Below are 25,641 nucleotides of genomic sequence, written 5' to 3'. Positions count from 1 at the left end.
CATCTGTCCCCTATCATCTATTTACCGTGACAGTTTTTATATTTTTTACCACTGCCACATGGACATGGGTCATTACGCCCAACCTCATCTTTTTTAACGATTGGTTTCGCCTTGACTTTCTCTTTACCATCATTTGCTGAAAGGTGTTGACCTTCAAGCTCTTTTGTTTTTTCACGTTGTACGTCATCGTCAATAGAAACAATTGTTTTCAATACAAACTTGCTGACATCTTCTTCAATGCTTTGCATCATATTATCAAACAACTGATGCCCTTCATTTTGATAGTCACGCAATGGATTTTGTTGGCCGTATGAACGCAAGTGAATCCCTTGTCGCAATTGATCCATCGTATCGATATGTGACGTCCAATGATTATCGATTGTACGTAAAAGAATCATCCGTTCGAATTCTGGCATTTGTTCACCAAGAAGTGCTTTTTGACCTTCATAAACACGCTCGATTTTTTGCCATACAAGTTCATAAATATCTTCACGGTCTTTACCGTTTATTTCGGCAACTTTCAATTCACCTTCATGCAAGAACACATCTTCAATATAGTGAATGAGTGGCTCATAATCTGGATTCTCTTCATCTTCATTGATAAAGTATGAAATCGTACGATCCAATGCTGATTTAATCATTGAAATGACTAATTCTGAGCTTTGTGGTTCATCGATAATCTTGTTGCGTTCCTCGTACATGATCTCACGTTGTTTTCGAAGTACTTCATCGTACTCTAATATACGTTTACGTGCATCGAAGTTATTTCCTTCTACACGTTTCTGTGCAGATTCAACGGCACGTGACACCATCTTAGACTCGATTGGTGTTGTATCATCCATGCCGAGTCGGTTCATCATAGACTGCATGCGGTCAGAACCGAAACGTACCATCAAATCATCTTGAAGTGACAAGTAGAAACGACTATCGCCCTTGTCCCCTTGACGACCTGAACGTCCACGCAGCTGATCATCGATACGGCGTGATTCGTGACGCTCTGTTCCGATAACAGCCAAACCGCCAAGATCTTCTACACCTTCTCCGAGTTTGATGTCGGTACCACGACCTGCCATGTTTGTCGCAATCGTTACAGCCCCTTTTTGACCTGCACCAGAGACAATTTCCGCTTCTTTTTCATGGTTTTTCGCATTTAGGACACTATGGCGAATCCCACGTTTTTTCAACAACTCAGAAATATATTCTGATGTTTCAACCGCTACTGTACCGAGAAGGACAGGTTGACCTTTACGGTGCTTTTCAATCACTTCTTCAACCACCGCATCGAACTTCCCTTTTTGACTAATATAGATTAAGTCACTACGGTCGACACGTTGTACAGGGCGGTTTGTCGGGATTTGTGTCACGGTCATATTGTAAATGTTGCGGAACTCTTCTTCTTCCGTCTTCGCTGTCCCAGTCATACCTGCAAGCTTATGATACATTCTGAAATAGTTTTGGAATGTGATTGATGCCATCGTTTTTGATTCGTTTTGAACTTTTACACCTTCCTTCGCTTCAATCGCTTGGTGTAAACCTTCAGAGAATCGACGTCCAGGCATTGTACGACCTGTAAATTGATCGACGATTAAAATTTCGCCTTCTGATACCATGTAGTCCACATCGCGTTGCATCGTATAATTCGCACGTAATGCAAGGTTTATATGGTGAATGACATCAACATATTTCAAATCATATAAGTTGTCGATTTTGAAAAAGCGTTCCGCCTTATCAATACCTTGTTCTGTCAGTTGAATATTACGTGTTTGAACATCGTAGTTATAGTCTTCTTCTGACTTCAACATTTTTGCAAAGACATTCGCTTGTGTATACATCGTTGTGGACTTTTCAGCTTCACCAGAGATAATCAATGGTGTACGTGCTTCGTCAATCAGGATCGAGTCCACCTCGTCAATGATTGCAAAATGCATCGGACGCATTACACGATCTTCTTTGTAGTTCACCATGTTGTCACGTAAGTAGTCAAAACCTAACTCATTGTTCGTACTATATGTGATGTCTTGTGCGTAAGCTTCACGCTTCGCTGTCGTATTCAGGCTGTTCAAGTTAAGCCCTACTGTTAATCCTAAGAAATTGTATAATTCCTTCATTTCTTCACATTGTACAGAAGATAAGTATTCATTGACCGTAATAACGTGTACACCTCTACCCGTTAAGGCATTCAGATAGGTTGGCATTGTCGCTGTGAGTGTTTTACCTTCACCCGTTCTCATCTCAGCAATATCGCCACCGTGAATGGCAATACCACCCATGACTTGTACTTTATATGGCGACATATTAAAGACACGTTTTGAAGCTTCACGTACTAATGCAAATGCTTCAGGCAAAATTTCGTCTAATTTGTTATTTTGTTTTTTGATATCATCTATTTTTTGTAATTCTTCTTGAAAGTTTTTCGTTTTTTGTCTTATTTCATCGTCAGTTAAAATTGCCATATCCTCTTCTAACGCAAGGACTTTATCAGCAATTTTACCCAGACGTTTGATTTCTCTTTTGTTACCGTCAACCAGTTTGGATAAAATACCCATTTCGTTCGCTCCTTTAGCTTAAAACTCTGTCGCTTACAACAACTCATCATAACATTATTTAGTATACATTTATATCAATATACCTTTACAAATTACCATTATAGCATGATATGTATGTTTACTACATACTCGATGCATTTGTCCTATCCATTCCAATACTCAAAAACAAAGAGCCAAGGTACGGTACGCGCCCTGACTCTTTCTGTATACAATACGTATAGTTACGATTGTTTCACTATTCAGTTTCGATTAAACCGTACTTACCATTCTTACGACGGTAAACAATGCTTGTTCCGTCAGTGTCACGGTCATTGAAAACGAAGAAGTCATGTCCTAAAAGGTTCATTTGTAATACGGCTTCTTCTGGATCCATTGGTTTTAAGTGGAACGTTTTAGAACGAATGATTTCGATATCAGAATCTGTTGCTTCTTCTACCTCTGGTTGCGTTGGTTGTGCATCTACGAAGATATCTTCTTCGCTACCACGATCACGGTGTTTACGGTTGACACGTGTTTTATATTTGCGCACTTGACGCTCTAATTTGTTAGTAATTAAATCAACGCCCGCATATAAGTCATCATGACGTTCTTCGGCACGGAGTGTTACATTTTTGAGCGGAATTGTCACTTCAATCTTTGTACCATTGTTTTGATACGTTTTCACTTTTACATGTGCTGTTGCATTCGGTACATTTGTGAAGTAACGTTCAAGTTTACCGATTTTCTCCTCAATGTAATCTCTCATAGCATCTGTGATTGTGAGGTTGTCCCCATGAATTTCAAATTTAATCATAGTGCTCGCTCCTTTCAACCTCTTTTTATTATATTTCTTACTTATATTTTAACATGTTTATGCTATCGTGCAAACGTTAACATATCTAATTTTCTGACTTTTGCTGAAAATAGCTTAATAGCAGCATTATGCGCAGTTTTACCTGTTGTGTAAATGTCATCTACAAGTAAGATACGTTTGTTTTCGAGATTTTTTTCATTGGTTGTTTTTATCGAATTTTCAATACAAAACCGCTCCTTTTTCGATAAATCAAACTGCTTGTGCCGATTTTCCATCACTAACAGTTCATGAAACTGCATACCTTTTGATTGCAAGACATATTTCACAGGATTAAATGTACGCAACGCATCATTTTGTGGAGATGATGGCATTGGGATAACGATATCATACTGTGCTTTTGGCCATTCTATATATCGTGCAAGCACTTCTGCAAGGGCGACATCTTTCATGAATTTATATCTTTGAATGATTTCCTTCATCAAGCCATCATAACAATATGACGCATAAATATGATCAAAACGAGTTGTATAGTCACTGAGATGTTCACAAGTCATACAATTCCCTTCGATTAACCAACCTTTGCAATACGAACATCGTGCATCATCGTTCAATCGACAACTAAGGAGTTGGGCACGACATGTTTCACACAACAATTGTGGTGCTTCAAACAAATTGCTAAATGCAAAAGGTTCGACAATCTTCGCATCACATATGAAACAATTCATACATCAATCCACCCTTTCTGTGCTGCCAATACATTCATACGTCTAATTTCTTTACGCGCGTGATACATTGCTCTTGTGCGCCCTTCATGAAAAAACAACACGTCTCCAGTCGGACAAACACTTTTACGTCCAACACGTCCAGCAATCTGAATCAAAGCGGTCGACAAATAACGATGGCTTTCCATCACCCAAGCATCAAGTGACGCCATCGTAAATCCCCTTTCCAAAATTGTTGTTGTTAACACGACAGAATAGTGGCCGTTACGCAGTGCTTCTACTTTTGTCAGCCGTTCAGAATCTTCACTATACACATAACACATATCGGACACATGATGTCGGTACGTTTCATAAAACTGGCACATCGCATCGATATGACTGAAAAACAACAAAGTCGTCCGCCCTGCTGCTTGTTGTGCATGTATTCGCTGCAATAAGTTGTGTTGTATGCGATGATACCGGACCTTAAAATATTTGAATACCGGCACGACAAGTGGTTGCCGATGAAAGCGTGCCGGTAGTGTAACCATTCGCTCTCGCCCGACTTCTGCGATGAGCGAATGCGGCGGTGTTGCCGTCATATAAATGATACTTTTTCGTTGTTTACTCGCTTGTTGCAACGCATTCATAAGTGTCTCATCCATCGATAATGGAAAGGCATCAACTTCATCGACAAATATCACATCAAAATGTTGCTTAAACCGATAGAGTTGGTGTACCGTCGACACAACTAAATGCCCATCGTATTGTTGACAACTCGCTTGATGCAATATATCAATCGCTTCATCAGAAAATGCCTCACATAATCGTCTACTCACTTCAACAACAACATCAACTCGGGGTGATACAACCGCTACATTATCGCCCCGTTGACGTGCATATGAGATAGCTTCAAAAATCATTTCTGTTTTACCGGCACCCGTGACTGCATGCAAAAGTAATGTCTCATAATGCATCACTGCTTTTAACACCTTGTCAGACGCATACTGTTGTTGTTCGGAAAGATCGAACGGCAATTCATAATAAGCGTCAGACCGAACATTCACGCTTTCAGTTCGCCATACACGATCCAACGTTGACATGCGCCCCATCTGTATACATTTACGACAATAAGTCACTCGCATATCAGTCGTACTGGCAGTATACGTATAAAAATCACTTGATCGTTGTGTGCCACATTGTATACAACGGTGCACGCCATTAACAGTAACTACACCAAAAGACACGTCTGCAATCTGTTCAGATGTGAGATGTGTCGGATCATGAATCAATTGACCGTATCGCATGCACTTCCCCCTTTCACAACTATTACACGCTTCACTTGCACAAAATACTTTTACAACGAAAAAAACGACTAAAACTCATGAAAGAATTTTAGTCGTTTATATTTTTTATTTTGTATTATGTTCATCTTTTAAATATTTGATATGACGGTCTGTAACACCGATACCGAATCCACCTAAGCCTAGATGTGATGAAATAACTGGACCGAACTCCGAAAAGACGATGTGTTTGTCTGGATGACGTTCAACCATCTCGTCAAAGACACGGCGCGATTCTTCTTTATGATCTCCACCAATAATCATAATTGTTGGATTATCCATTTGATCAACAAGTTCTAGTGCTCTTTCTTCAATCATTTTTAAGGCACGTTTTTTCGTACGAACTTTTTCGTGTGGGACGATCAACCCATCATCAAACGTTAAGACAGGTTTCATTTTTAATAAGTTTCCAATCCATGCTTGCGCACCAGTAATACGTCCACTTTTATGCAAGTTTTTCAAATCATCAACGACTAGATATGCTCCCGTCTTGTCTCGCATATCTTCAAGGTCTACTAATATTTCTTGAACATCTTTGCCTGCTTCGATCAACTCAAGCGCACGTAACACAAACGCACCTTCCGGCAAACAAGCGATTTTTGAATCAAATGGATGTACGTTAATGCCATCAACCATATCAGCCGCTTGAATGGCTGTTTGGTATGCACCACTGATTCCGCTTGATAAATGGACAACGATAACATCCGTATAACCTTCATCTCTGTATGCTTCGTATGCACGAATCATTTCGCCGATCGCAGGCTGACTTGTTGTTGGGATTGTTTCAGAATTTGCTAAAATCGTATAGAATTCATCAGCAAAAATTGTTTCATTTTCTTTATAGTTTTCACCATTTTCCAAAGTAATGCTCAACGGCACTGTACGAATATGGTATTTTTCTAAGATAGGTTGAGGTAGATAGCTTGTTGAATCTGTCATCACAGCTATTTTCATCTCATCGTCCTCCTCTATAAGTTAAAACGTGCTCACTTCACGCTCTTTTTCAAATAAGATACAAATTACAGTGTACTACAATTCACAATGAAATGCCTATTTTTAATTCTTTTCACATGCTCTTTTGTGTCATCATTGTTACACACTGTATCGCAAAACTTAAAACAACACTTTCAATTTTGTCTTCTATTATCATACATGCTTTCAAGTCAAATTTCATGTATTATTTACAAATTAACAATCTCGTCTGCTTTTTTCTAATTAACAATCTCGTCTGCTTTTTTCTAATTAACAATCTCGTCTGCTTTTTTCTAATTAACATGCTTCTCTATTCTTTCCCTTACGTTATATAGTATAATTGTAAACAAGAAATTATGAAGTAAAGGATGACAGAGATGACACGTTCAGTCGTTACAATTAAAGACGAACATGAAATTGAAAATATCATTAACAAATCTCGATTTATTGCTCATATCATGCCTGTGGAAACTGAAGATGATGCGAAAGATTTTATCGCACAAAAGAAAAAAGAACATCGTGAAGCGACTCATAATTGCTCAGCCTACACAGTTGGAGATACTATGCATATTCAAAAAGCGAGCGATGATGGCGAGCCAAGTGGAACTGCTGGTGTCCCAATGCTCGAAATGTTAAAAAAACACGATGTACATAACGTTGCCGTTGTTGTGACACGCTATTTTGGAGGCATCAAGCTTGGAACAGGCGGATTAATCCGTGCATACGGTGGCGCCGTACGAGATGTCATCCGAGATGTCGGGCGCATCATTCTTCGCCCTGCCATTCCGATGAAGGTGACAATTGATTACGACTTAACGGGCAAGTTCGAATATGAACTCCAATCAACAACATTTTTCTTGCGGGACACCGTCTATACTGACAAAGTAACCTATCATATCGACGTAATTGAAGAAGAACGTGATGCGTTCATTACCTTCTTAAATACGCATACACAAGCCAAATATGACTTAGAAGAATCAGATGTGAAACGACTCCCGTTTGATTTGGAAGACGATTAATATCAAAATTTAAAGGACTGATCGCTCGAACTTGGCGATCAGTCCTTCTCTTTTCAATGATTATTGTTCAAATTCTGTCTCAGTTGCTTTTTGTGCAATACCGATAATCACTTGTGTTGCCAATGCCATCACATCAATTGACGCATATTCATAGGGTCCGTGGAAGTTATCACAGCCTGTAAATATATTAGGTGTCGGCAATCCCATATATGACAATTGAGATCCATCTGTCCCACCACGTATCGGTTCTGTATTTGGCGTTATCTCTAAATCAGCAAATACCGCTTTTGCTAAGTCAATAATATGTGGATGTGGCAGTATTTTTTCTGCCATATTATGATACTGGTCTTTAATCACAATATTGACGGGTTGGTAATGATAGCGTGCATTAATTTCTCGCTGAATATGAATCATCTGTTGCTTACGCTTTTCGAACAACTCACGATCATGATCTCTAATAATATACTGCGCTGTCGCTTTTTCAACATTGCCTTCTAATTGCACTAAGTGATAGAAACCCTCATAACCTTCTGTATGCTCTGGCACTTCTTCAGCCGGTAACAATTGATTGAAGTATGTCGCCAAGTTCAACGCATTAACCATTTTATGTTTGGCAGAACCCGGATGTACGTTAACTCCTTCAAATGTCACAACCGCTTCAGCAGCATTAAAACTTTCATATTGTAATTCTCCGAGTTGACTGCCATCCATTGTGTATGCAAAGTCTGCATCAAAACGTTCAACGTCAAAGCGATGTGGCCCTCTACCAATCTCTTCATCAGGTGTAAATGCCACACGGATACGGCCATGTGGGATATCTGGATGCGTCGTAAAATAATGCAATGCTTCCATAATTTCTACAATACCCGCTTTGTCATCGGCCCCTAACAAGGATGTTCCATCCGTTGTCATCAGCGTGTGTCCCTTTACTTTTTGCATATCTGGAAAAACTGCCGGATCAATCTCACGCCCAGAGTCACCAAGTTGAATCACACCGCCATCATACTGTTCAATGACTTGAGGTTTCACATGAGCTGCATTGAAATCAGGTGATGTATCGACATGTGCTAAAAATCCAATTGTCGGGACATCTTTATCTACGTTCGACGGCAATGTTGCAAATAGATAACCAAATTCATCCATATCTGTCTCAAGTCCCATTGCCTTGAGTTCCTCTTCCAACAAGCGTAACAAGTCCCATTGTTGTAACGTAGAAGGTGTCGTCTCACTATAAGGGTCTGATTGTGTGTTGATTGTGACATAACGCGTTAATCTTTCTATAATTGCTGCTTTCATTCTCATCCACTCCTTATATGCGGTTATTCATATGATAACCTTTACGGTATGTTTTACCTTTAAGTTTACCATAAGCCTGTTTTATCCGAGTGTAAATATAGTAAAAAATCTCCGCACATAAAATGCCAAATGCGATGGCTCCAGAGTTCAATGTTACTTCTAAAAACTGGTTCACCGCAGCTGTATATGAATTCGTTACTAACAATCGTGTTGCTTCGTATGCTGCGCCCCCAGGAACGAGTGGAATAATACCCGGCACAATAAAGATGATAACAGGGCGTTTGTAATGGCGACTCATCGTGTGACTCATCATACCTAAGATAAAGCTTCCGAAAAAGGCAGCCATTACGGTCCCGTAGTTCAAGTCGAGCGTAAATTTATAAATAATCCATCCTGTCGCACCTACAAATCCTGACGCTAATAACAGACGTTTCGGGGCATTAAACAAGATAGAAAATAACATTGTTGAAATAAAACTAATTACATATTGTGCTGCATAATACAATACCGTCGTCAATCATGCTCCCCCTCTCTAAAAAATAAGTAAAACAATCGCAACACCTGCGCCGATTGCGAATGCTGTCAGTGCCGCTTCAACACCTCGTGACATACCTGCAAGTAATTCCCCTGCCATTAAGTCACGAATTGCATTTGTGATGAGAATACCGGGTACGAGTGGCATAACACCTGCAATCGTAATAATATCTTGATTGATTGCCCAACCGATTTTGGTGAAAAATGCCGCAATGACAATCACCACCGTTGAACTGATAAACTCTGAAAAGAACTTAATCTGTATAAATCTCTGCACGATATCGAATGTCAAAAACGCCCCTGCACCTGCTAATACTGCATACGGGAAGTCATGACGAACGCCACCAAACATAAACATGAAGAATCCTGATGCAATGGCTGCAGATAAAAATTTCACAATAAAAGAATACTGTAATGATGCCTGTTCTAAATGAATCAATTCTGACTTCGCTTCATCTAATGACAATTCATTGCGTGAAATTTTACGTGAAACATTATTCGCAATGGCAATCTTCTCCAGGTCTGTTGTTCGTTCACGCACACGAACAAGTCGCGTATTTGTACGATCATTGAGTGAGAAGATAATCGCAGTCGACGTCACGAAAGAATAAGTATCTTCTAAACCGAAACTCGCCGCAATACGCCCCATCGTATCTTCTACACGATAGGTTTCGGCGCCACTTTCAAGTAACACTTTACCCGCAAGTAACACTACATCTATGACTTTATTTTCATCTATAATCGTCAATGCTTCGGGCATGAAACATCCTCCTTTTTTTATCCATCAAATCAATTGTCAGTCTACCTTGTAATAACGGGCGTTGCAATACAAAAAGTCAAATCAATCAAACTTTTTTCATCAGATTTTCAATATCATAAGATTTACTTATGTCACATTTCATTTCTTCACTCTAATAATTAATAATAATAATTTAATTAGTTAAAGGTATTTTGACAACTTTAAAGATTATTTATACAATATTTTTCACAAAGAGGATGATTCAATGAAATGTATATTGTTCGGATTTGGTAAACAAGCCGAGAATCTCTATCATCACTATCTCAATGATGCATCAAAATTTGAAAAGATAATCATTGTAGATTTATACTCGGCAAAAGCTAAAATCAATAAGTTACTCACACACTGCGCTGTTGATTACGAAACCTATTTTTTAGATGATGCTATTCAACATATGCGACAGTTGCCACCTGATATCTACAAAGCATTACAACACATCGTTAAAAATTATGACATCACACATGCAGTCATTACAACCGAATCACGTAGCCATGATGTTTACATCGATTTTTGTTTAAACATGCATCTCAACATTTTATGTGACCCACCACTTACATTACCGATGTATACCAATACATTAGTAGGTGCTTATTCAATCAAAGAAAACTACGAAAAAATTATTGAAAAATGGCAAGCAAGTACACCGCATTTATTTGAAATATATTCATTAAAACGTGCACATATGGGTTATCAATATGTGTATCATCTACTCGAACAAATTGTTTCAACCTACCGTGTACCAATTCAACACATTCATATGTCTTATTCAAACCATATGATAGAAAGTTCAAACGATGTCGTATTGAAAGAATCAAATCCTTATAAGTATGGATATGGTAAGCTTATGCATGACGGTTATCATTTAATAGACTTACTCACATTCTTTACTGACATCAATAAAAAACACGGTTTTATAGAACATGAGAAGGTTTTCCACGTGTCAGATTATCGACCGAGTGACTTCTATCCCTATTACGGCAAAGTACTCAATGACAAGTTAAGTATTCCAACTGATGAGAAAATCTACCAAAACTTGAACATACTTAAATACTTCGGTGAATTCGGTCTCAACACCTTCATTGATTATATCGATGCATCAGGTCATAAAATAACGACCGCAAGCCTTCATATATCACAGTCGGCACACGCTGAAGAAGTGATAGAAATTAATATGGGGCCGTTATTGACGATTAAAATCATCAGTAATCCGAGGCATCAGCTTTTCGACATACACCTTTACAAAAATACACAACTTTTAGACGGTGAACCGTTTGAAGTCATTCAGTTAAAAGACATTGATGTCTCATCATCTAAATACCCATATGAAAATCAACCACTTATCAATAGAGATATACTTGATAAGTTTTTTATTCATAACCAATCACACACAAACATTCTCGATTATCAGGAACAGATAGAAATTCTTGCACACATTCATCATCAAATGGCACAAGATATAGATATGTCATCATTCCGCTTTGCTGTTGAATTGATAATAGAACATAACGGCAAATTTCTAATATGTCGACGACGTCCTGATGTAGAAGTCGCACCGGGTTTATGGAACGTTCCAGCCGGTAAAGTTCAGTATAATGAGAGTATGGATGCTGCAATCATACGTGAAGCCAAAGAAGAAACGAATCTCGATATTTCTGAATTTCAATGTTTAGGTTACGAATTTATTAATAAAGCTCATCAACGTTGCGTCTATACATATCATGTAAAAATTAATGATATCTCTCATTTGCGTATCGATACGGGTGAATTTGATCAATACGTATGGGTTGACGCAATGGATGTAAACCAATACGAATCATTAAATCCACACATTCGAGATGCTATCGTTCGTTTGCATCAAGCATAAATCACAAAAGACCTCAAAATCCATCTCGAATTTTGAGGTCTTCCTATCACTATTGTAACTTGATAATCGGGTTAAACATCACTTTGTTGCGCCCTTCATTTTTCGCAACATGCAACATATCATCTGCATCTTTGAAAACTTTGCGCTGTGATTTGTATACGTCGTCTGTGAGATACCCAACACCAATCGATACAGATAACTTAATGACTGTTTTGTTAGGTAAGTGAAAACTTGACTTCTCAACAGCAACACGAATGCTTTCTGCCAGTTTTACGCACGCATCTAAAGAACAATCGCGTAATACAATTGAAAACTCTTCTCCACCATTACGGAAAATCTTCGTATCTTTTGGCACATAGTTTTCAAGTAAATGCGCCATTTGTTTTAAAACGGCATCCCCTGCTTCATGTGAGTGCGCATCATTGACGTCCTTGAAACCATCAATATCAATTAAAAGTAACCCTAAGCTTTGATTTCGTTGTTGTGCTTCATTCGATATCTCATTCAGGTGTCTATCAAACTCTTTTACATTTCCAAGACCTGTCAGATAATCAATCTTCTCTTCATTCTCATAGCGGTCAATGAGACGGAAGAATCGATGGACATCCATATAAAAGAATGCTGTTATTAAAGTGGTCACAATGGAAAGTGGCACTAAGTAAAGAACCGCTTCCGTATCATAGTTCGGCGCAAACCATGCGATAACGAGTAAAATAATAATACTGATGACATTTAAAATTTGAATAGCAATGATATGATTATATTTAATAAATGGCCCAATCGTACTTGCCACACCAGCTATGATAATTAATGCAATCGCAAATATCAGTGGCATTGATAAGACGAAATAGCCGACAAGTGCTAAAATAATTGCTGACAAAAATGTATAAATGGCATTTGTATAACGGCCTAAAAAGAGCACCGGTACAAATGATAAAAGAATTGCATAGCCCGCAATAGGTACTGGATAATATGTGAGTAGTAATCCAACAATTGTCATTAAAACGGTCATATAACTTTTTGAAAAACGAAAATCATGTGATTCTGCATATTGCAGACGATGAAATACATATATACCTGCAATTGTAACAGAGATATTATAAATAATTGCTTGAATCATAAGCGTCGTCTCCTTTGCATCAACATCTATTGTATTTGAAAAGTCACTTTTTGTCATCAGCAATGTTCAGAAAGCTTTTACAAAAATGATATGATTTTTAGAGATATAATTGGTTAACATGTGATAAGATAAGTAAAGCTAGAAATTAAAATGTATTTTAATCTACATTTATCGTAGTTTCCATAAACGAATCATCTATTTTGATGATATACATAATACACAAAGTTTCAAAAATAATTACATTTATTGACGAGGGTGACCTGATGTATACATTAACACTCATTGCAGTCTCTATGATTGTCAGTTTGATCGTGACACCTGTTGTGATCGCTGTATCAAAAAAATTAGATATTGTTGACAAACCGAATTTCCGAAAAGTACATACAAAACCGATTTCTATGATGGGTGGCGCCGTCATACTCATCTCTTTCTTTATCGGTATTTGGCTTGGCCATCCGATTGAGCGGGAAACAAAGCCATTACTATTAGGTGCCATTATCATTTATCTTGTAGGATTAATCGATGACTTATATGATATAAAACCCATCTTGAAACTGCTTGGTCAAACCTTTGCTGCTTCGATAGTTGTTATGTACGGCGTTACAATTGATTTTATTTCATTGCCAATCGGTCCGACAATTCACTTCGGTTGGTTAAGTATTCCTATTACAATCATTTGGTTCCTTGCAATTATTAACGCTATCAACTTAATTGATGGCTTAGATGGACTCGCTGCCGGTATTTCAACAATCGCTTACGTAACAATTGCATTTATCGCTATTTTGCAAGGTAACATTTTTATCATTATGATTTGTAGTGTTCAAATTGGTGCTTTACTTGGATTTTTAGCATTTAATTTCCATCCAGCAAAAATATTTTTAGGTGATAATGGTGCATTGTTACTCGGCTTCATTATTGGCTTTGTCTCTCTACTCGGGTTCAAGAACATCACATTTATTTCACTGTTTTTCCCGGTGGTCATTTTAGCCGTACCATTTATCGATACATTATTTGCGATGATTCGACGTGTAAAAAAAGGACAACATATCATGCAAGCAGATAAATCTCACTTGCATCATAAGTTGCTTGAATTAGGCTATACACATCGTCAAACGGTTATATTAATTTATGCCATTGCAGTGATGTTCAGTGTCGTAAGTGTCATTCTATATTTATCGCAACCATGGGGCGTCTTTTTAATGATTATCTTAATTATTGTCACAATTGAACTTATTGTTGAATTTACAGGATTGATCGACAACGAATACCGCCCACTTTTAGATATGATTGCACGACGTCGTTAATATAAAGTAAGCCGTAAACTCAAAAAGTCTAAAGATACTTTTGGTTTACGGCTCTTTTTTAGTTAGCGATGAATACGCTGATAGAGTTTATAGATGAATGGTTTGATTGGTTTGATGAAGTCACCGATGTATTCTTCTACATGTGCGTTAAAACCTTCTTTAAAACGCTGCACACCTACATCTTCTGCAGTGTCACTAAAATCACCTGTAATGCCATAGAAATTATAACGATCAATATTATGTGCTTTCGCAAACTTAATCATTTCCCATTGTAAACGATACGCTCCCATATACGCATTGTATTTTGGATTCGATCCACTCGATAAATAATACATTTCATGTTCATTGTAGATATAAAGTGCGGCTGCTAAGTCTAGCACAGGTCCATCTGTTTCAATGAGTTGTTCTGTTTCTATTCGCTTTTTCTCTTGTTTTTCCAATTGTTGCTTTAGTTGTTGATGCTTTGTTTTACTTTTTTTAGAATTCGGGTTTTCTTGTAGTTTTTGTTCAGCTTCCTTAAGCGCTTGTTATAACGAAGCTATATTTACTTTTTGCTTTTTTAACAAATGATTCAAATCAATATAAGCTAATTTCAACATACTATTTCCTGAATAGATACGTTGCATCTGCTCAAAATAATCTTGATCACGGAACTTGAATCAGTGTTTTTCTTCAGCCATTCTGAATAGCTTGAAAAAACGACCTGTTTCATCAATCGATAATGTACAAACTTGTACATCCATTTCGTAAGTTTTTTTGATATTACGTCTCGTTTGATAATCCATTTCTTTCAATAGTTGGTCTTCTGATTTCTCCGCCATATCTAAGACTGACAACCAACGAATCTGGCTCGTTTGAGAATAACCAACTGAATATCCTTGATGTTGATAACCGAGTTGTGCCATTTGTTTGATAAATAAGTCGTTGTCATGATGCTCTAAAATGTTGCCTTTCGCATCGCGTAAATTCTCTAATAAGTATGGATCCGTTAATAAAAATAAACACCGATTCTTTTTCAAATATTCTGTCAAATTATCGTAAAAAAACTTTACAAGATACAAATCAGTGTAATCAATGACAGGACCTCTATGTGTATAAAAATATTTGAAAAACTTCAAACTTCTTGCTTCTGTGAGTAAGCATGCTGCTAACACAGTGCCATCTTCATCCTTCACTCCAACTAAATGTACATCTTTTTGATTCGCATCACGGTATAAAAAATGATCCACACTCTGTGTATAATGTGAGAAATGCGCCTTTACAAAAGCTTGATACTCTTGTGGTTTTAAACAACTAAACTCCATTAATCAAACAACCCCTTATGTCTAATACGTGCATTACTATTCTACCATATAATATATCTATTATATATGAAATAGCAAAGTTATTAGAGTTCTAATAAAAAAACTAATTTTAAACTCTTTAAAAATAATGAGTTATTACAAATAATTATTTTATTATAATATAAGTCCTGCGCTACCCACATTTTGCATTGAAAAACCAGACATTCTCATCATGCCTGGTCTTAAACGCTTATTATAATTCTTACTTCGTTAATAACAACTTAATCGCTTGTATCGTATAGTTACGTAACTGAATGCCTAACTTGAAGTCTGTATATGTTTTCGGCATTTCAATGAATGTATTAAACATGCCTGTAACATCTAATGCTTCAAATTGAGCGAACTTATCTGTTGTGCCACATATCGCAATGCTCTTCTTATCATACTGTTGGGCAAGTTCTGCAATGCGCAATGAAGATGTTTCAATTAATTGATCTTGTTCATTCAATCCTTCACCGAATATAATCAAATCAGCTTGTTGCACCAATTGTTCTAAATCCATAATTTGATCGACAAGTATGTGGCTTGTCACAATTTCAGCGCCTAATAGTGCTTTTGAGATTGCGGCTATACCTCCGCCTGCACCTCCACGTTCAATCGGTACCAAAGCAATGCGTAAGTTACTTTTGAATAATTCACTGAAATACCATAACAAATTATCAATTTCCACAGCTGCTTCACGTGTGATACCTATTTCTTTATAGCGCTGCAATACCTCACTTTTCTTTCCATATAAATGACTATCAAAATCACTCAAAATTTGAATGCGTGCATCATAAAGATCATCACGCAGTTCTGACACATCGATATGGCGAACACGTTTCATCTGACCGACACCTTGTCGCATATCGACTTCTTCTCCGTCATCGTCATAAAAATGCACACCTAGCGCTTGAAGCATTCCTGCGCCACCGTCAAAGACACGTGTCCCTCCAACAGAAATTGCCAAATGTTTCGCTCCTTGATTTAATGCCGCATTGATCATTTCACCCAGTCCATAACTTGTCTGTTGGGTGAGTGATACATCTGCTGTAAGAAACTGACTCGCTTCTATCACAGTCAAACCTGTATCAGTTTGGCCATATGTTGCAGTTACAGGACGCATTTGTGCATCATGAACATCTATTTGATACTGAGTTCCTGAATGCCAAGTTAGAGTGGCTTCTAATAACTCATGGCGCCCATTAAATAATGGCACCTGTACAATATCCGCACCTTCAATTTGACTTGCCACCGCTTCTTCAACATAACGATTGGCGTCGTAACTAGACATGATTCCTTGATATGCATCCACGGCTACTAGTACTTTCATTTCGTCACCTCATTCGTTCAATCATTGTCTCATTTTACCACAAAATACCACAAAAAAAGAACGTGCCCGCTCCTAAATATGACTATTAGGACGTCTTATCACGTTCTTCTTTTAATTATCCTTCTGCTTCAGCGAGCGAAGATACATTAATATTTTGATGGCTGTCATGCCATACAACATCCCCTTCTACAAAGTAAAGGGCTTGTGGTGTTTCATGTTTAATGCCTGTCTTTTCTTCGATATAGTTAGAGAGTGCTCTGTCTTGTTGTACAACTACATAAAAACCATCCATATCTCGTTCATACAAAAATTTGTTAAATTGATCCAATGCACTTTCTGAAATTGGACAAGTATCACTATGTTTCAAAATAAAAATATCATGATTGTCATGAATGACTTGTTCGAATTGGTCTATCGAAGTTAGCTTAATCGCCATGTTATTCTTCACCTCTAAGTAAAATTTCAATTCGTCTCTTAGGCAAACTTTCCATCTTACATTCGTTTCGTAACGTTTACCATTATACACATTATCATTCTTATTGTTAACCATTAATTTATGTTGTGTTTTTGTACGATATTGATATGTTTGTTCGTCACACGCTTTGATGCAAACTGACTGTCTCCTGATGTTCGTCATCCGCTATCTATTAACCATACCCCTTTTGGCACCTATTCAATCACTTACAAGTCTTGATGTGCTTGTTGAAATGCACGATCGTAATGTTTGAGATCTTTAGAATTTGTCATCAAGGTATTCACATCTGCTTTCTCAAGTGACGTACTATATGCGATAGACTTCGTGCGTTCCTTGTAATAATGTTCAAGATTATAATACATCTCAATCGCACTCTGACGGGCATGACTCACCGAATTGTTGTGCAGTTGTTTTTGATTCAACGCACGAATTTGCTGTTGTATTAATGGAATTGTCTTTGTCTTAAATACTTGGGCATCTGGATTCTCTCCTGCATCTTCTACACTTTTTTTAATCTCATCATTATTTTTCTTTAGTACTTCTTCCAAAGCAGCCGCTTCTTTTGTCCCTGCTTCTGATGTTTGTGCATCTGCAATATAGCTTTCTACTTGTGCACGATGTGATTCAAATGATTGCGTATCATTCAAAATATTTTCATTCGTCTCTATTGATTTGATATATTGTGATACAAATTGTTCAAGACGTTCAATCTCTTGTTCCTTTCCCGCTAATCCCTTCATATAAAGTCGTTTTATCTCTTTTAACTTGTCATTAGATGTTGGCAATTTCTCTGCTTCTTGCTGATAATCATTAAATTTGGGTATTAATTCTTTACGAAGGTTTTCTTCTAAGTCTTGAAATGATTCTTTATGTTTATCCGTGGTTTCTCCTTTAACCCACTTATTCAATTTTTGTAGCTCCAAATTATCTAATGTTTCATTAAATGCTTTTTCTTTTGCTTCAACACGTGATAGTTGTGCATCAAACACTTCTTTATCCCGATCGGATTGTCCGCCACATGCCGTCAACATCATGATACTTACCATACTTAATGTTAATAGCTTCTTTATCTTTTTCATGTTAGCCCCCTTAACATTTCGTATTATACCGAAACATATTTAACTTGAAAATAATATGTGTTATAGTAATGCAGAATTATTGTACAACATAATGAGGAGGCCACTATGTACCCATATGTTCAACCCTTCGTCACCAATCTAATAAAAGCTGAAACGGCACGTCAATACGAGTCATACAGTGCACTACTATTTGAGTTGTTAGACTCTCCGATAAAGTCCACTCAACATATTGGCGGAACTAAACATTTAAATTATCCGACTGAACCAATCTTGGATATTTTAGTCGGCGTTGATAACTTACACGATATTACGTCATTAGATGAGAAACGACTTAACTACGCAGGGTTTTATCGCTTGCATCACACGTACCATAAAAAAGTAATGATGGCACGCTTCCATAATCTATCCGACTTGAAGCAACAAGTACGCTTACATATCATACAGCGAAACACGCCTTTGTTTGACGAGTATGTTGCAATTGATCAGCTACTAACAGAATCATCAGAAGCACGTGCATTTTTTGCGGAAAAGAAGCAAGCACTATTGACAGATAGCCAAAAAATTAGAGATTACGAAGAAGGAAAACAATCACTTTTTGCACAACTACGTACGCTGTTATAAGGCTGATACATGACTTTCCATAGCGAGAACAGTTAAAATAGAGATAATGATAATAGAAAGGATGTTACACAGAATGAATTCGAACATCTTGCAAGACCTTAAACAACTGATCCCCTCAGACATTATTAAAGTTGATGAGCCATTGAAAAAATATACGTATACAGAAACAGGAGGCATTGCTGATTTTTACATCTCACCGAAACATTACGAAGATGTTCAACAAGTGGTGAAGTATGCTTATAACAATGACATTCCTGTGACATATTTAGGTAACGGGTCAAACATCATTATTCGTGATGGTGGCATTCGTGGCATCGTCTTGAGCTTACTTGAACTCAATCATATTCAATCTTCAGATGCCAATATTATTGCAGGCAGTGGTGCCGCAATTATTGATGTATCTCGTAAAGCACGTGATCTGTCACTCACAGGTCTTGAATTTGCATGTGGGATTCCCGGATCAGTCGGTGGTGCTGTATACATGAATGCTGGTGCATACGGTGGCGAAATCAAAGATGTGATTGATTATGCACGTGTCATCGATGAAAAAGGGAACATGCTTCAACTCACACACAATGAACTGGCTCTGGACTACCGCAACAGTATTATTCAAAGTGAACATTATGTCGTACTTGAAGCTGCTTTTACACTAACACCTGGCAAACAAGAAGACATACAAGCCGTGATGGATGACCTTACAGAACGACGTGAATCAAAACAGCCACTTGAATACCCTTCATGCGGTAGTGTTTTCCGACGTCCACCGGGTCACTTCGCTGGCAAACTGATCCAAGATGCAGCACTACAAGGTCACCGTGTGGGTGGCGTTGAGGTGTCTAAAAAACATGCCGGTTTCATGGTTAATGTCGATCACGGTACAGCGACTGATTATGAAAATCTCATCAAACACGTCCAACAAGTTGTTAAAGAAAAGTTTGATGTCACGCTCGAACGTGAAGTTCGTATTATTGGTGAACCACTTGATGAAACATCAAATGAAGGATAAATCAGATGGTATACGTTTATGGCACAACTGTCGACAACGAAACACGGTGTACGCATTATCACACTGAACTTGATATCATCGCTATCAAGTTCAAGTGTTGTGACAAGTACTATCCCTGTATTCATTGCCATAATGAAGCGGAAGCACATCCTGCTGAACAGTGGCCAGCAAACAGCTTTGATGATACGAAGGCTATTCTTTGTGGTGTTTGTCAGCAAGAAATGACCATTCAAAGCTATATGGACCATACACAGTGTCCCAACTGTCATGCCCTGTTCAACAGCCGATGTCAACTTCATTACCATCATTATTTTGAAGTATAGCAAAGAAGCGGTGCGCACATATCTACATATGTACGCACCGCTTCTTTTATTTGTTCATTAAAATAAAAAGTCTTCATCACGTAATGCTTCAACATTCAAGGCTAACGTATAACCGTCACCTTTTACTGAGAAGAAATCATGGTTTTTCGTTGTTGTATCCAACGCATTCTCAATGATTGGATTGAATTCTCTCTCTTCAAAATACGGCTCAAAACCTAAGTTTGACAACGCTTTATTCCCATTATATCGAACGTAATTCAAGACATCCTCAGTTAAGCCAATTGGATCATACAAACTACGTGTATATGATTCTTCATTCGCATAAAGTTCTTCTAACATCTTGTACATTTCACGGTCAGCTTGTTGCTTTTCGCTCTCAGATAATTCATTGCGTAAACTTTGTGCATCTAGTCCTGTGAACACACCGTGAATGGACTCATCAAGTAAAATTTTACGAATAATCTCACCAGATGTTGTCATACGACCTTGTCCTGCTAGATATAGCGGATAGTAAAAACCAGAGTAGAACAAGAATGTTTCTAAAAATACACTCGATACACGTGCCATATATTGATCATAAATAGAGGCTTCTTTTTTCCATAATTTATGATAGTTACCGACAATTTTTTCAGATTTGAACTTCAAATGTGGTTCTTCTAACACCCATTTATCTAACAATTCGTTCGTCTCTTTAGACGGTAACAATGTCGTAAAAATGTGTGAGTAACTTTTCGCATGAATTTGTTCCATCATTCCCATGAACGAATAAACTGCTTTTTTACGTAAATCCTTTGTGTGCATCATAATGAGAGGCATGCCGTCATCTGCTTGATGCGTGTCTAAACCTGTTAAACCTGCCAATGCCTTTTTAAACGCATCTTGTTCGGCTTCTGTTAATGTCTTCCAGCTTGCAATGTCTTTAGAAACCTTGAATTCCGTTTCTACCCACATTTGTGCGATGTTTTGGCGCCAAAACATATTCGTCATGTCTTCTTGTGTATTCCAATTAACAGCAATCATTGACATAAAAATCTCCTATCTATCATTTTTCACATATGAATCATTTAAACATCAGCGATGTTGGCGTGACAATCGTTCATTGATCACACATAGTCACGCATCGTCCATCGCTCTATTACGTCATTCCTTCTATATCGCACAGCTTGTACATTCTTCAACACTCAACAATTTGTTACGCGTATAGTAGAGTGATTTAAGCCCTTTATGATGTGCATAAACATAGAGTCGTGCCAATTCTCGTGTTGAAATATCTGAGTTAACATATAAAATTGTTGAGATGCCTTGGTCAATATGTGTTTGAATCGTTGCAATCAAGTCGATCAACTTCATTTGATCTGTATTGAATGCTGACTTGTAGTACCACATTGTTTGTGGTGACAAGAATGGCATTGGGTAGAACGTCTCTGCATTTCCGTACGTACGTCGTTCGATTTGATCGACAATCGGCATAACAGAACTTGTTGCGTTTTGTACGTAAGAAATACTTTGCGTTGGTGCAATTGCCAAACGATACGCATGATACAGACCATACTTTTTAACATCCGCTTCTAATGCACGCCAATCTTCTTGTGTTGGAATCTGATGCGGTCCAAACAATGCTTTTACTTTATCAGATTGTGGTAAAAAGTCTTCAGACGTGTAACGTTCAAAATAACGACCACTTGCATAGTCAGATTGTTCAAAGGCTTTGAAAGCTTCTCCGCGCTCTTTCGCAATTTGCATTGAACGTTCAATTGAATAGTAGTTCATCATCATAAAGAACACATTCGCAAAATCTTTCGCTTCTTCAGACTCATAGTTGATTTGGTTTTTAGCCAAATAGCCGTGTAAGTTCATCACACCAAGACCTACTGAGTGAAGTTCGCTGTTTGCTTTTCTCACACCCGGTGCATTCTGAATATTCGCTTCATCACTTACAACTGTTAATGCATCCATTCCTGTATGAACTGAGTCACGGAACTTATCAGATTCCATCACATTAACGATATTTAGTGAACCTAAGTTACATGAAATGTCACGTTTAATTTCATCTTCAATACCATAATCATTAATAATAGATGTTTCTTGAAGTTGGAAAATCTCCGTACATAGGTTACTCATCTTAATTTGACCGATATTGCTATTCGCATGCACCTTGTTCGCATTGTCTTTGAACATCAAATACGGATATCCTGATTGTAATTGTGTTTGTGCAATCATATTCAACATTTCACGTGCATCTTTACGTTTCTTCATAATATTTGGGTTTTCAACAAGACGATCATAGTATTCATCGATGTTGATATCATCTAATGTAATGCCATATTCTTGTTCAACCGTATGTGGTGCAAACATATAGAAATCTTTGCCCTCTTTCGCCAAGTCAAAAAACTTAGATGGTACGATTAAACCTGTTGAAATTGTTGATAAACGTAAATCTTCATCGGCATTTACTTTTTTCGTATCTAAAAATTCTTCTACGTCGTAATGGAAAATATTGAGATACACCGCACCTGCACCCGGACGTTGACCGAGTTGGTCGGCATAGCTGAAGCCACCTTCAAGTGCTTTAGCAACAGGTAATACCCCTTTTGCGACACCTTTGATACCTTTGATTGCTTCACCACGTGCACGCAACTTAGATAAGTTAATCGCAACACCACCACCAATTTTACTCAATTGCTTCGCTGTCGAATCGATGAAGTTGATCGAGTTCAAACTGTCGTCTACTTCTAACAAGAAACATGACACCAACTCACCACGTCTCGCACGACCTGCATTTAAAAATGTAGGTGTTGCTGGCTGATATCGTTGGTCAATCATCGCTTGAACAAAGCGTTTCGCTAACGCAACGTCACCTTTTGCCAAGTACAACGATACAATCGTCACGTGTTGGTGATAGTTTTCTAGATATTGCGACTTATCATTTGTTTTTAATGCGTAATCTTTGAAAAACTTACTTGCAGACATATAACTCGCAAACTCAAATGATAATTCGTTCGCAAAGTCGATAATCTCTTGTAGCTGTTCTTCTGTATAGTCATTAAATACATTGTAGTAAAACTGATTTGCAACTAAGAAGTGAAGGCGGGCTAATTCGCTATCAAAGTGGACGGTTTTGTCATGAATCTCTTCCAAGTAAACACTCAATGCTTCTTTGTCTTTCTCCAAATTAAAAAAGCCATTCTCGTTTCTTTTCGTCACTTCATTGTTTAACTCAATATGATTGTACTGCTTCTCTTCCATAGCTTTCATCAAAATTAACCACCTTCTCTTTAAATTCTAGCGTATCCTTCAAAGTTCCGTGTAATTCAAACTTCATAAGTAACGGCACTTGATACGTTTCTGAAATTGTGACCCCTGCTTTCGCAAAATTATTGCCCCAATTACGGTTACCACTTGCTGCAACACCTTTCAACAGGTGATGGTTTTCCGCCAAAAATTGCATTACAGGTGCTGGCACTTCACCAAATCCAATTGTGCCTGTAACTAAAATAAATGGCTCTGAAACTAGTTCAGAGGCATTTTTTTCTGTAATCTCATATAAATTATTTAATTCTGTGCGTTTGAGAAATCGTCTAACATTGCCAGTAAAAGAATAATATACCACTTTCATGAAACGACCACCTTTCACACACGCTTCCCAAGGTTGGATTAGCGTTTATCGATTTCTAAGCGTACATATTATAATGTCTTAATCCCTATCAATAGAAAGCATGATATGTATTTCATTATGCCTTGATAACGAACATACATTCCCTGTCTATAAAAAAAGAATTTGTACATAAGAATTCATGATAAAACTAAAAATCACAAAGTACTTAGAACACTTTCAATTTTTGAATTTGATTCACGCATTATATCTTATTCGTTACGAAGCAATAAAATATAATACAGTGTATTCAAATAATACAAAACACAATATGTAGTGTGCGTTGTATTATTTGAATACAACATTCTGTGCTTCATTATACCTAACTCGTACTATAAAGTGAAGAAAAAAATGATGAACTTTTACATCACCATACCAGCACTATGCATCAAAAAGCGATGGTATCAACATGTAGGACTTTTTAAAAATTCTTTGAACATCTCTCCACATTTTTTGAATTGGAATTTGAAAGAATTTATACAGAACGTACGTTCTATTATCGTTTATTTATCATTTAAAATCAACGAACCTAATGTATCATCATTTCAATCTCAAAAGCAAAAATTTGAAATGTAGCACAACCCTTCCTTTTGTGCTACGATAGTAACGTTGAAAATTAAGTTAATGTAGAGGCGATTGCATGAATGCAAAAATGAAAGGCATCATCGCAATCTTAATTTCTGCGATTGGTTTTAGCTTTATGGCAGTTTTTTTTCGTCTTGCTGGCGACTTACCTGTATTTCAGAAATCATTAGCACGAAATTTTGTAGCGATGTTTATCCCCTTGTTTTTCATCTTAAAATATAAACAACCTTTTTTTGGTCAATTAAGTAGCCAACCACTGTTAATCACGCGATCAATGCTTGGCTTAACAGGTGTTTTGCTCAATATCTATGCCATCGATCATATGGTACTAAGCGATGCAGACATCTTAATGAAGCTCAATCCTTTTTGGACGATTTTACTCAGTTTAGTCATCTTAAAAGAACATATTGAACGCTATCAATTCATTGCTATGATTGTCGCTATTATCGGGATGTTCTTTGTCGTTCAACCTGAACTTTCGTCTGACGTAATACCTGCTGTCATTGGACTGTTATCCGGTATCTTTGCAGCTGCCGCCTATACTGCAGTGCGTGCCCTTAGCACACGAGAAGCACCCTATACAATAGTGTTTTATTTCTCGTTTTTTTCTGTTGTCGCCCTTTTACCATTCGTCTTGTTCACTTATGAACCTATGACAGGTATGCAAATCACTTATTTAGTCTTTGCTGGGTTGTCAGCTGCTGTGGGGCAAATTGGTGTGACAGTTGCTTATAGTTATGCACCTGCCAAAGATATTTCTATTTTCACTTATGCGTCAATTTTATTTACTGCACTTATCGGCTTTATCCTTTTCGGTGAGTCACCAGACTTCTATGCGGTGATTGGTTATGTCATCATCCTAACTGCAAGCTATTATATGTTTGAAGTCGCACGACGTTCAACGTCACCTCATCGACGTCAGTCACAATCAAAAACTTAAATGATAAAGGAGGT

At 37.5% G+C, this 25,641-nt stretch carries 22 protein-coding genes and 1 pseudogene; 7 read left to right on the top strand and 16 right to left on the bottom strand.

Features of this window, described 5'->3' with window-relative positions:
- Window positions 1-17 precede the first annotated feature (17 nt).
- The 5 genes from secA to fakB1 all read right to left on the bottom strand — a co-directional run bounded on the left by secA (window position 18) and on the right by fakB1 (window position 6,337).
- Entirely contained in the window at window positions 18-2,546 is a 2,529-nt protein-coding gene (gene secA / locus MUA51_RS02330) for a preprotein translocase subunit SecA (RefSeq protein WP_262560278.1), read from the bottom strand.
- 235 nt (window positions 2,547-2,781) lie between these two features.
- Window positions 2,782-3,339, bottom strand: a complete 558-nt coding sequence (hpf, locus tag MUA51_RS02325) for a ribosome hibernation-promoting factor, HPF/YfiA family (RefSeq protein ID WP_095115598.1) — start codon at window positions 3,337-3,339, stop codon at window positions 2,782-2,784.
- Window positions 3,340-3,401: 62 nt separating this feature from the next.
- On the bottom strand, window positions 3,402-4,064 hold the full coding sequence (locus MUA51_RS02320; RefSeq protein ID WP_262560277.1) for a ComF family protein: 663 nt from the start codon (window positions 4,062-4,064) through the stop codon (window positions 3,402-3,404).
- Window positions 4,061-5,347, bottom strand: coding sequence for a DEAD/DEAH box helicase family protein (locus MUA51_RS02315; RefSeq protein ID WP_262560276.1), 1,287 nt, complete (start codon window positions 5,345-5,347; stop codon window positions 4,061-4,063). Before MUA51_RS02315 ends, MUA51_RS02320 begins: the two co-directional genes overlap by 4 nt.
- A 105-nt stretch (window positions 5,348-5,452) precedes the next feature.
- Window positions 5,453-6,337, bottom strand: coding sequence for a fatty acid kinase binding subunit FakB1 (gene fakB1 / locus MUA51_RS02310; protein ID WP_262560274.1), 885 nt, complete (start codon window positions 6,335-6,337; stop codon window positions 5,453-5,455).
- A gap of 395 nt (window positions 6,338-6,732) precedes the next feature.
- Here fakB1 and MUA51_RS02305 point away from each other — a divergent pair, with 395 nt between their 5' ends.
- Window positions 6,733-7,374, top strand: coding sequence for a YigZ family protein (locus MUA51_RS02305; protein WP_262560853.1), 642 nt, complete (start codon window positions 6,733-6,735; stop codon window positions 7,372-7,374).
- A gap of 60 nt (window positions 7,375-7,434) precedes the next feature.
- Here the strand turns inward: MUA51_RS02305 and pepT are convergent, their stop codons facing one another.
- Genes pepT through MUA51_RS02290 form a run of 3 tightly spaced genes read right to left on the bottom strand, consistent with a single transcriptional unit; the run spans window position 7,435 to window position 9,964 of the window.
- Window positions 7,435-8,670 (bottom strand): peptidase T, encoded by a 1,236-nt coding sequence (pepT, locus tag MUA51_RS02300; protein WP_262560273.1) that lies wholly within the window; start codon window positions 8,668-8,670, stop codon window positions 7,435-7,437.
- Window positions 8,671-8,683: 13 nt separating this feature from the next.
- Entirely contained in the window at window positions 8,684-9,175 is a 492-nt protein-coding gene (locus MUA51_RS02295; protein WP_481906523.1) for a threonine/serine exporter family protein, read from the bottom strand.
- A gap of 27 nt (window positions 9,176-9,202) precedes the next feature.
- On the bottom strand, window positions 9,203-9,964 hold the full coding sequence (locus MUA51_RS02290; protein ID WP_262560271.1) for a threonine/serine exporter family protein: 762 nt from the start codon (window positions 9,962-9,964) through the stop codon (window positions 9,203-9,205).
- 244 nt (window positions 9,965-10,208) lie between these two features.
- Between MUA51_RS02290 and MUA51_RS02285 the strand changes: the two genes are divergently transcribed.
- Window positions 10,209-11,867, top strand: a complete 1,659-nt coding sequence (locus MUA51_RS02285) for an NUDIX hydrolase (RefSeq protein ID WP_262560270.1) — start codon at window positions 10,209-10,211, stop codon at window positions 11,865-11,867.
- A gap of 49 nt (window positions 11,868-11,916) precedes the next feature.
- Here MUA51_RS02285 and gdpS read toward each other — a convergent pair whose 3' ends face one another.
- Complete coding sequence (gene gdpS, locus MUA51_RS02280) at window positions 11,917-12,987, bottom strand: GGDEF domain-containing protein GdpS (protein ID WP_262560269.1); 1,071 nt, start codon at window positions 12,985-12,987, stop codon at window positions 11,917-11,919.
- 263 nt (window positions 12,988-13,250) lie between these two features.
- On the opposite strand from gdpS, the gene MUA51_RS02275 reads away from it, so the two are divergent.
- Window positions 13,251-14,291, top strand: a complete 1,041-nt coding sequence (locus MUA51_RS02275; RefSeq protein WP_262560268.1) for a glycosyltransferase family 4 protein — start codon at window positions 13,251-13,253, stop codon at window positions 14,289-14,291.
- Window positions 14,292-14,353: 62 nt separating this feature from the next.
- On the opposite strand, the pseudogene MUA51_RS02270 reads toward MUA51_RS02275, so the two are convergent.
- From MUA51_RS02270 to MUA51_RS02255, 4 genes and pseudogenes are all read right to left on the bottom strand, one after another.
- Window positions 14,354-15,595: pseudogene (locus MUA51_RS02270) on the bottom strand (aminoacyltransferase).
- Window positions 15,596-15,836: 241 nt separating this feature from the next.
- Entirely contained in the window at window positions 15,837-16,946 is a 1,110-nt protein-coding gene (locus MUA51_RS02265; RefSeq protein ID WP_262560267.1) for a glycerate kinase, read from the bottom strand.
- A gap of 115 nt (window positions 16,947-17,061) precedes the next feature.
- Window positions 17,062-17,382: a bacillithiol system redox-active protein YtxJ gene (gene ytxJ / locus MUA51_RS02260; protein ID WP_262560852.1), complete on the bottom strand. Its 321-nt coding sequence runs from the start codon at window positions 17,380-17,382 to the stop codon at window positions 17,062-17,064.
- A 245-nt stretch (window positions 17,383-17,627) separates the two neighbouring features.
- Window positions 17,628-18,500, bottom strand: a complete 873-nt coding sequence (locus tag MUA51_RS02255; RefSeq protein ID WP_262560266.1) for an EMYY motif lipoprotein — start codon at window positions 18,498-18,500, stop codon at window positions 17,628-17,630.
- Window positions 18,501-18,605: 105 nt separating this feature from the next.
- Between MUA51_RS02255 and MUA51_RS02250 the strand changes: the two genes are divergently transcribed.
- The 3 genes from MUA51_RS02250 (at window position 18,606) to MUA51_RS02240 (ending at window position 20,450) form a co-directional block, all read left to right on the top strand.
- Entirely contained in the window at window positions 18,606-19,121 is a 516-nt protein-coding gene (locus tag MUA51_RS02250; protein WP_262560265.1) for a GrpB family protein, read from the top strand.
- Between the two features lie 73 nt (window positions 19,122-19,194).
- Complete coding sequence (gene murB, locus MUA51_RS02245; RefSeq protein WP_481906511.1) at window positions 19,195-20,127, top strand: UDP-N-acetylmuramate dehydrogenase; 933 nt, start codon at window positions 19,195-19,197, stop codon at window positions 20,125-20,127.
- 5 nt (window positions 20,128-20,132) lie between these two features.
- On the top strand, window positions 20,133-20,450 hold the full coding sequence (locus MUA51_RS02240; RefSeq protein WP_262560263.1) for a CHY zinc finger protein: 318 nt from the start codon (window positions 20,133-20,135) through the stop codon (window positions 20,448-20,450).
- 57 nt (window positions 20,451-20,507) lie between these two features.
- Here the strand turns inward: MUA51_RS02240 and nrdF are convergent, their stop codons facing one another.
- The 3 genes from nrdF to nrdI all read right to left on the bottom strand — a co-directional run bounded on the left by nrdF (window position 20,508) and on the right by nrdI (window position 24,066).
- On the bottom strand, window positions 20,508-21,470 hold the full coding sequence (gene nrdF, locus MUA51_RS02235; protein ID WP_095118108.1) for a class 1b ribonucleoside-diphosphate reductase subunit beta: 963 nt from the start codon (window positions 21,468-21,470) through the stop codon (window positions 20,508-20,510).
- Between the two features lie 129 nt (window positions 21,471-21,599).
- Window positions 21,600-23,705, bottom strand: a complete 2,106-nt coding sequence (gene nrdE, locus MUA51_RS02230) for a class 1b ribonucleoside-diphosphate reductase subunit alpha (RefSeq protein WP_262560262.1) — start codon at window positions 23,703-23,705, stop codon at window positions 21,600-21,602.
- On the bottom strand, window positions 23,668-24,066 hold the full coding sequence (gene nrdI / locus MUA51_RS02225) for a class Ib ribonucleoside-diphosphate reductase assembly flavoprotein NrdI (RefSeq protein ID WP_262560261.1): 399 nt from the start codon (window positions 24,064-24,066) through the stop codon (window positions 23,668-23,670). The genes nrdE and nrdI overlap by 38 nt, the downstream gene beginning before the upstream one ends.
- A gap of 676 nt (window positions 24,067-24,742) precedes the next feature.
- Between nrdI and MUA51_RS02220 the strand changes: the two genes are divergently transcribed.
- Window positions 24,743-25,627 carry a DMT family transporter gene (locus MUA51_RS02220; protein WP_262560260.1) on the top strand — a complete coding sequence of 295 codons (885 nt, stop codon included), beginning with the start codon at window positions 24,743-24,745 and terminating at the stop codon, window positions 25,625-25,627.
- Window positions 25,628-25,641 lie beyond the last annotated feature (14 nt).

Origin of the sequence: Staphylococcus sp. IVB6214 (genome assembly GCF_025558585.1) — a bacterium.
Lineage (GTDB): Bacteria > Bacillota > Bacilli > Staphylococcales > Staphylococcaceae > Staphylococcus.
Note: the sequence above shows the minus strand (reverse complement) of the source record. Positions and strands in the feature narration are given on the sequence as shown.

Coding starts and splice junctions, on each gene's coding strand:
- secA (WP_262560278.1), bottom strand. CDS start 2,546: ATGGGTATTTTATCCAAACTGGTTGACGGTAACAAAAGAGAAATCAAA.
- hpf (WP_095115598.1), bottom strand. CDS start 3,339: ATGATTAAATTTGAAATTCATGGGGACAACCTCACAATCACAGATGCT.
- MUA51_RS02320 (WP_262560277.1), bottom strand. CDS start 4,064: ATGAATTGTTTCATATGTGATGCGAAGATTGTCGAACCTTTTGCATTT.
- MUA51_RS02315 (WP_262560276.1), bottom strand. CDS start 5,347: ATGCGATACGGTCAATTGATTCATGATCCGACACATCTCACATCTGAA.
- fakB1 (WP_262560274.1), bottom strand. CDS start 6,337: ATGAAAATAGCTGTGATGACAGATTCAACAAGCTATCTACCTCAACCT.
- MUA51_RS02305 (WP_262560853.1), top strand. CDS start 6,733: ATGACACGTTCAGTCGTTACAATTAAAGACGAACATGAAATTGAAAAT.
- pepT (WP_262560273.1), bottom strand. CDS start 8,670: ATGAAAGCAGCAATTATAGAAAGATTAACGCGTTATGTCACAATCAAC.
- MUA51_RS02290 (WP_262560271.1), bottom strand. CDS start 9,964: ATGCCCGAAGCATTGACGATTATAGATGAAAATAAAGTCATAGATGTA.
- MUA51_RS02285 (WP_262560270.1), top strand. CDS start 10,209: ATGAAATGTATATTGTTCGGATTTGGTAAACAAGCCGAGAATCTCTAT.
- gdpS (WP_262560269.1), bottom strand. CDS start 12,987: ATGATTCAAGCAATTATTTATAATATCTCTGTTACAATTGCAGGTATA.
- MUA51_RS02275 (WP_262560268.1), top strand. CDS start 13,251: ATGTATACATTAACACTCATTGCAGTCTCTATGATTGTCAGTTTGATC.
- MUA51_RS02265 (WP_262560267.1), bottom strand. CDS start 16,946: ATGAAAGTACTAGTAGCCGTGGATGCATATCAAGGAATCATGTCTAGT.
- ytxJ (WP_262560852.1), bottom strand. CDS start 17,382: ATGGCGATTAAGCTAACTTCGATAGACCAATTCGAACAAGTCATTCAT.
- MUA51_RS02255 (WP_262560266.1), bottom strand. CDS start 18,500: ATGAAAAAGATAAAGAAGCTATTAACATTAAGTATGGTAAGTATCATG.
- MUA51_RS02250 (WP_262560265.1), top strand. CDS start 18,606: ATGTACCCATATGTTCAACCCTTCGTCACCAATCTAATAAAAGCTGAA.
- murB (WP_481906511.1), top strand. CDS start 19,195: ATGAATTCGAACATCTTGCAAGACCTTAAACAACTGATCCCCTCAGAC.
- MUA51_RS02240 (WP_262560263.1), top strand. CDS start 20,133: ATGGTATACGTTTATGGCACAACTGTCGACAACGAAACACGGTGTACG.
- nrdF (WP_095118108.1), bottom strand. CDS start 21,470: ATGATTGCTGTTAATTGGAATACACAAGAAGACATGACGAATATGTTT.
- nrdE (WP_262560262.1), bottom strand. CDS start 23,705: ATGAAAGCTATGGAAGAGAAGCAGTACAATCATATTGAGTTAAACAAT.
- nrdI (WP_262560261.1), bottom strand. CDS start 24,066: ATGAAAGTGGTATATTATTCTTTTACTGGCAATGTTAGACGATTTCTC.
- MUA51_RS02220 (WP_262560260.1), top strand. CDS start 24,743: ATGAATGCAAAAATGAAAGGCATCATCGCAATCTTAATTTCTGCGATT.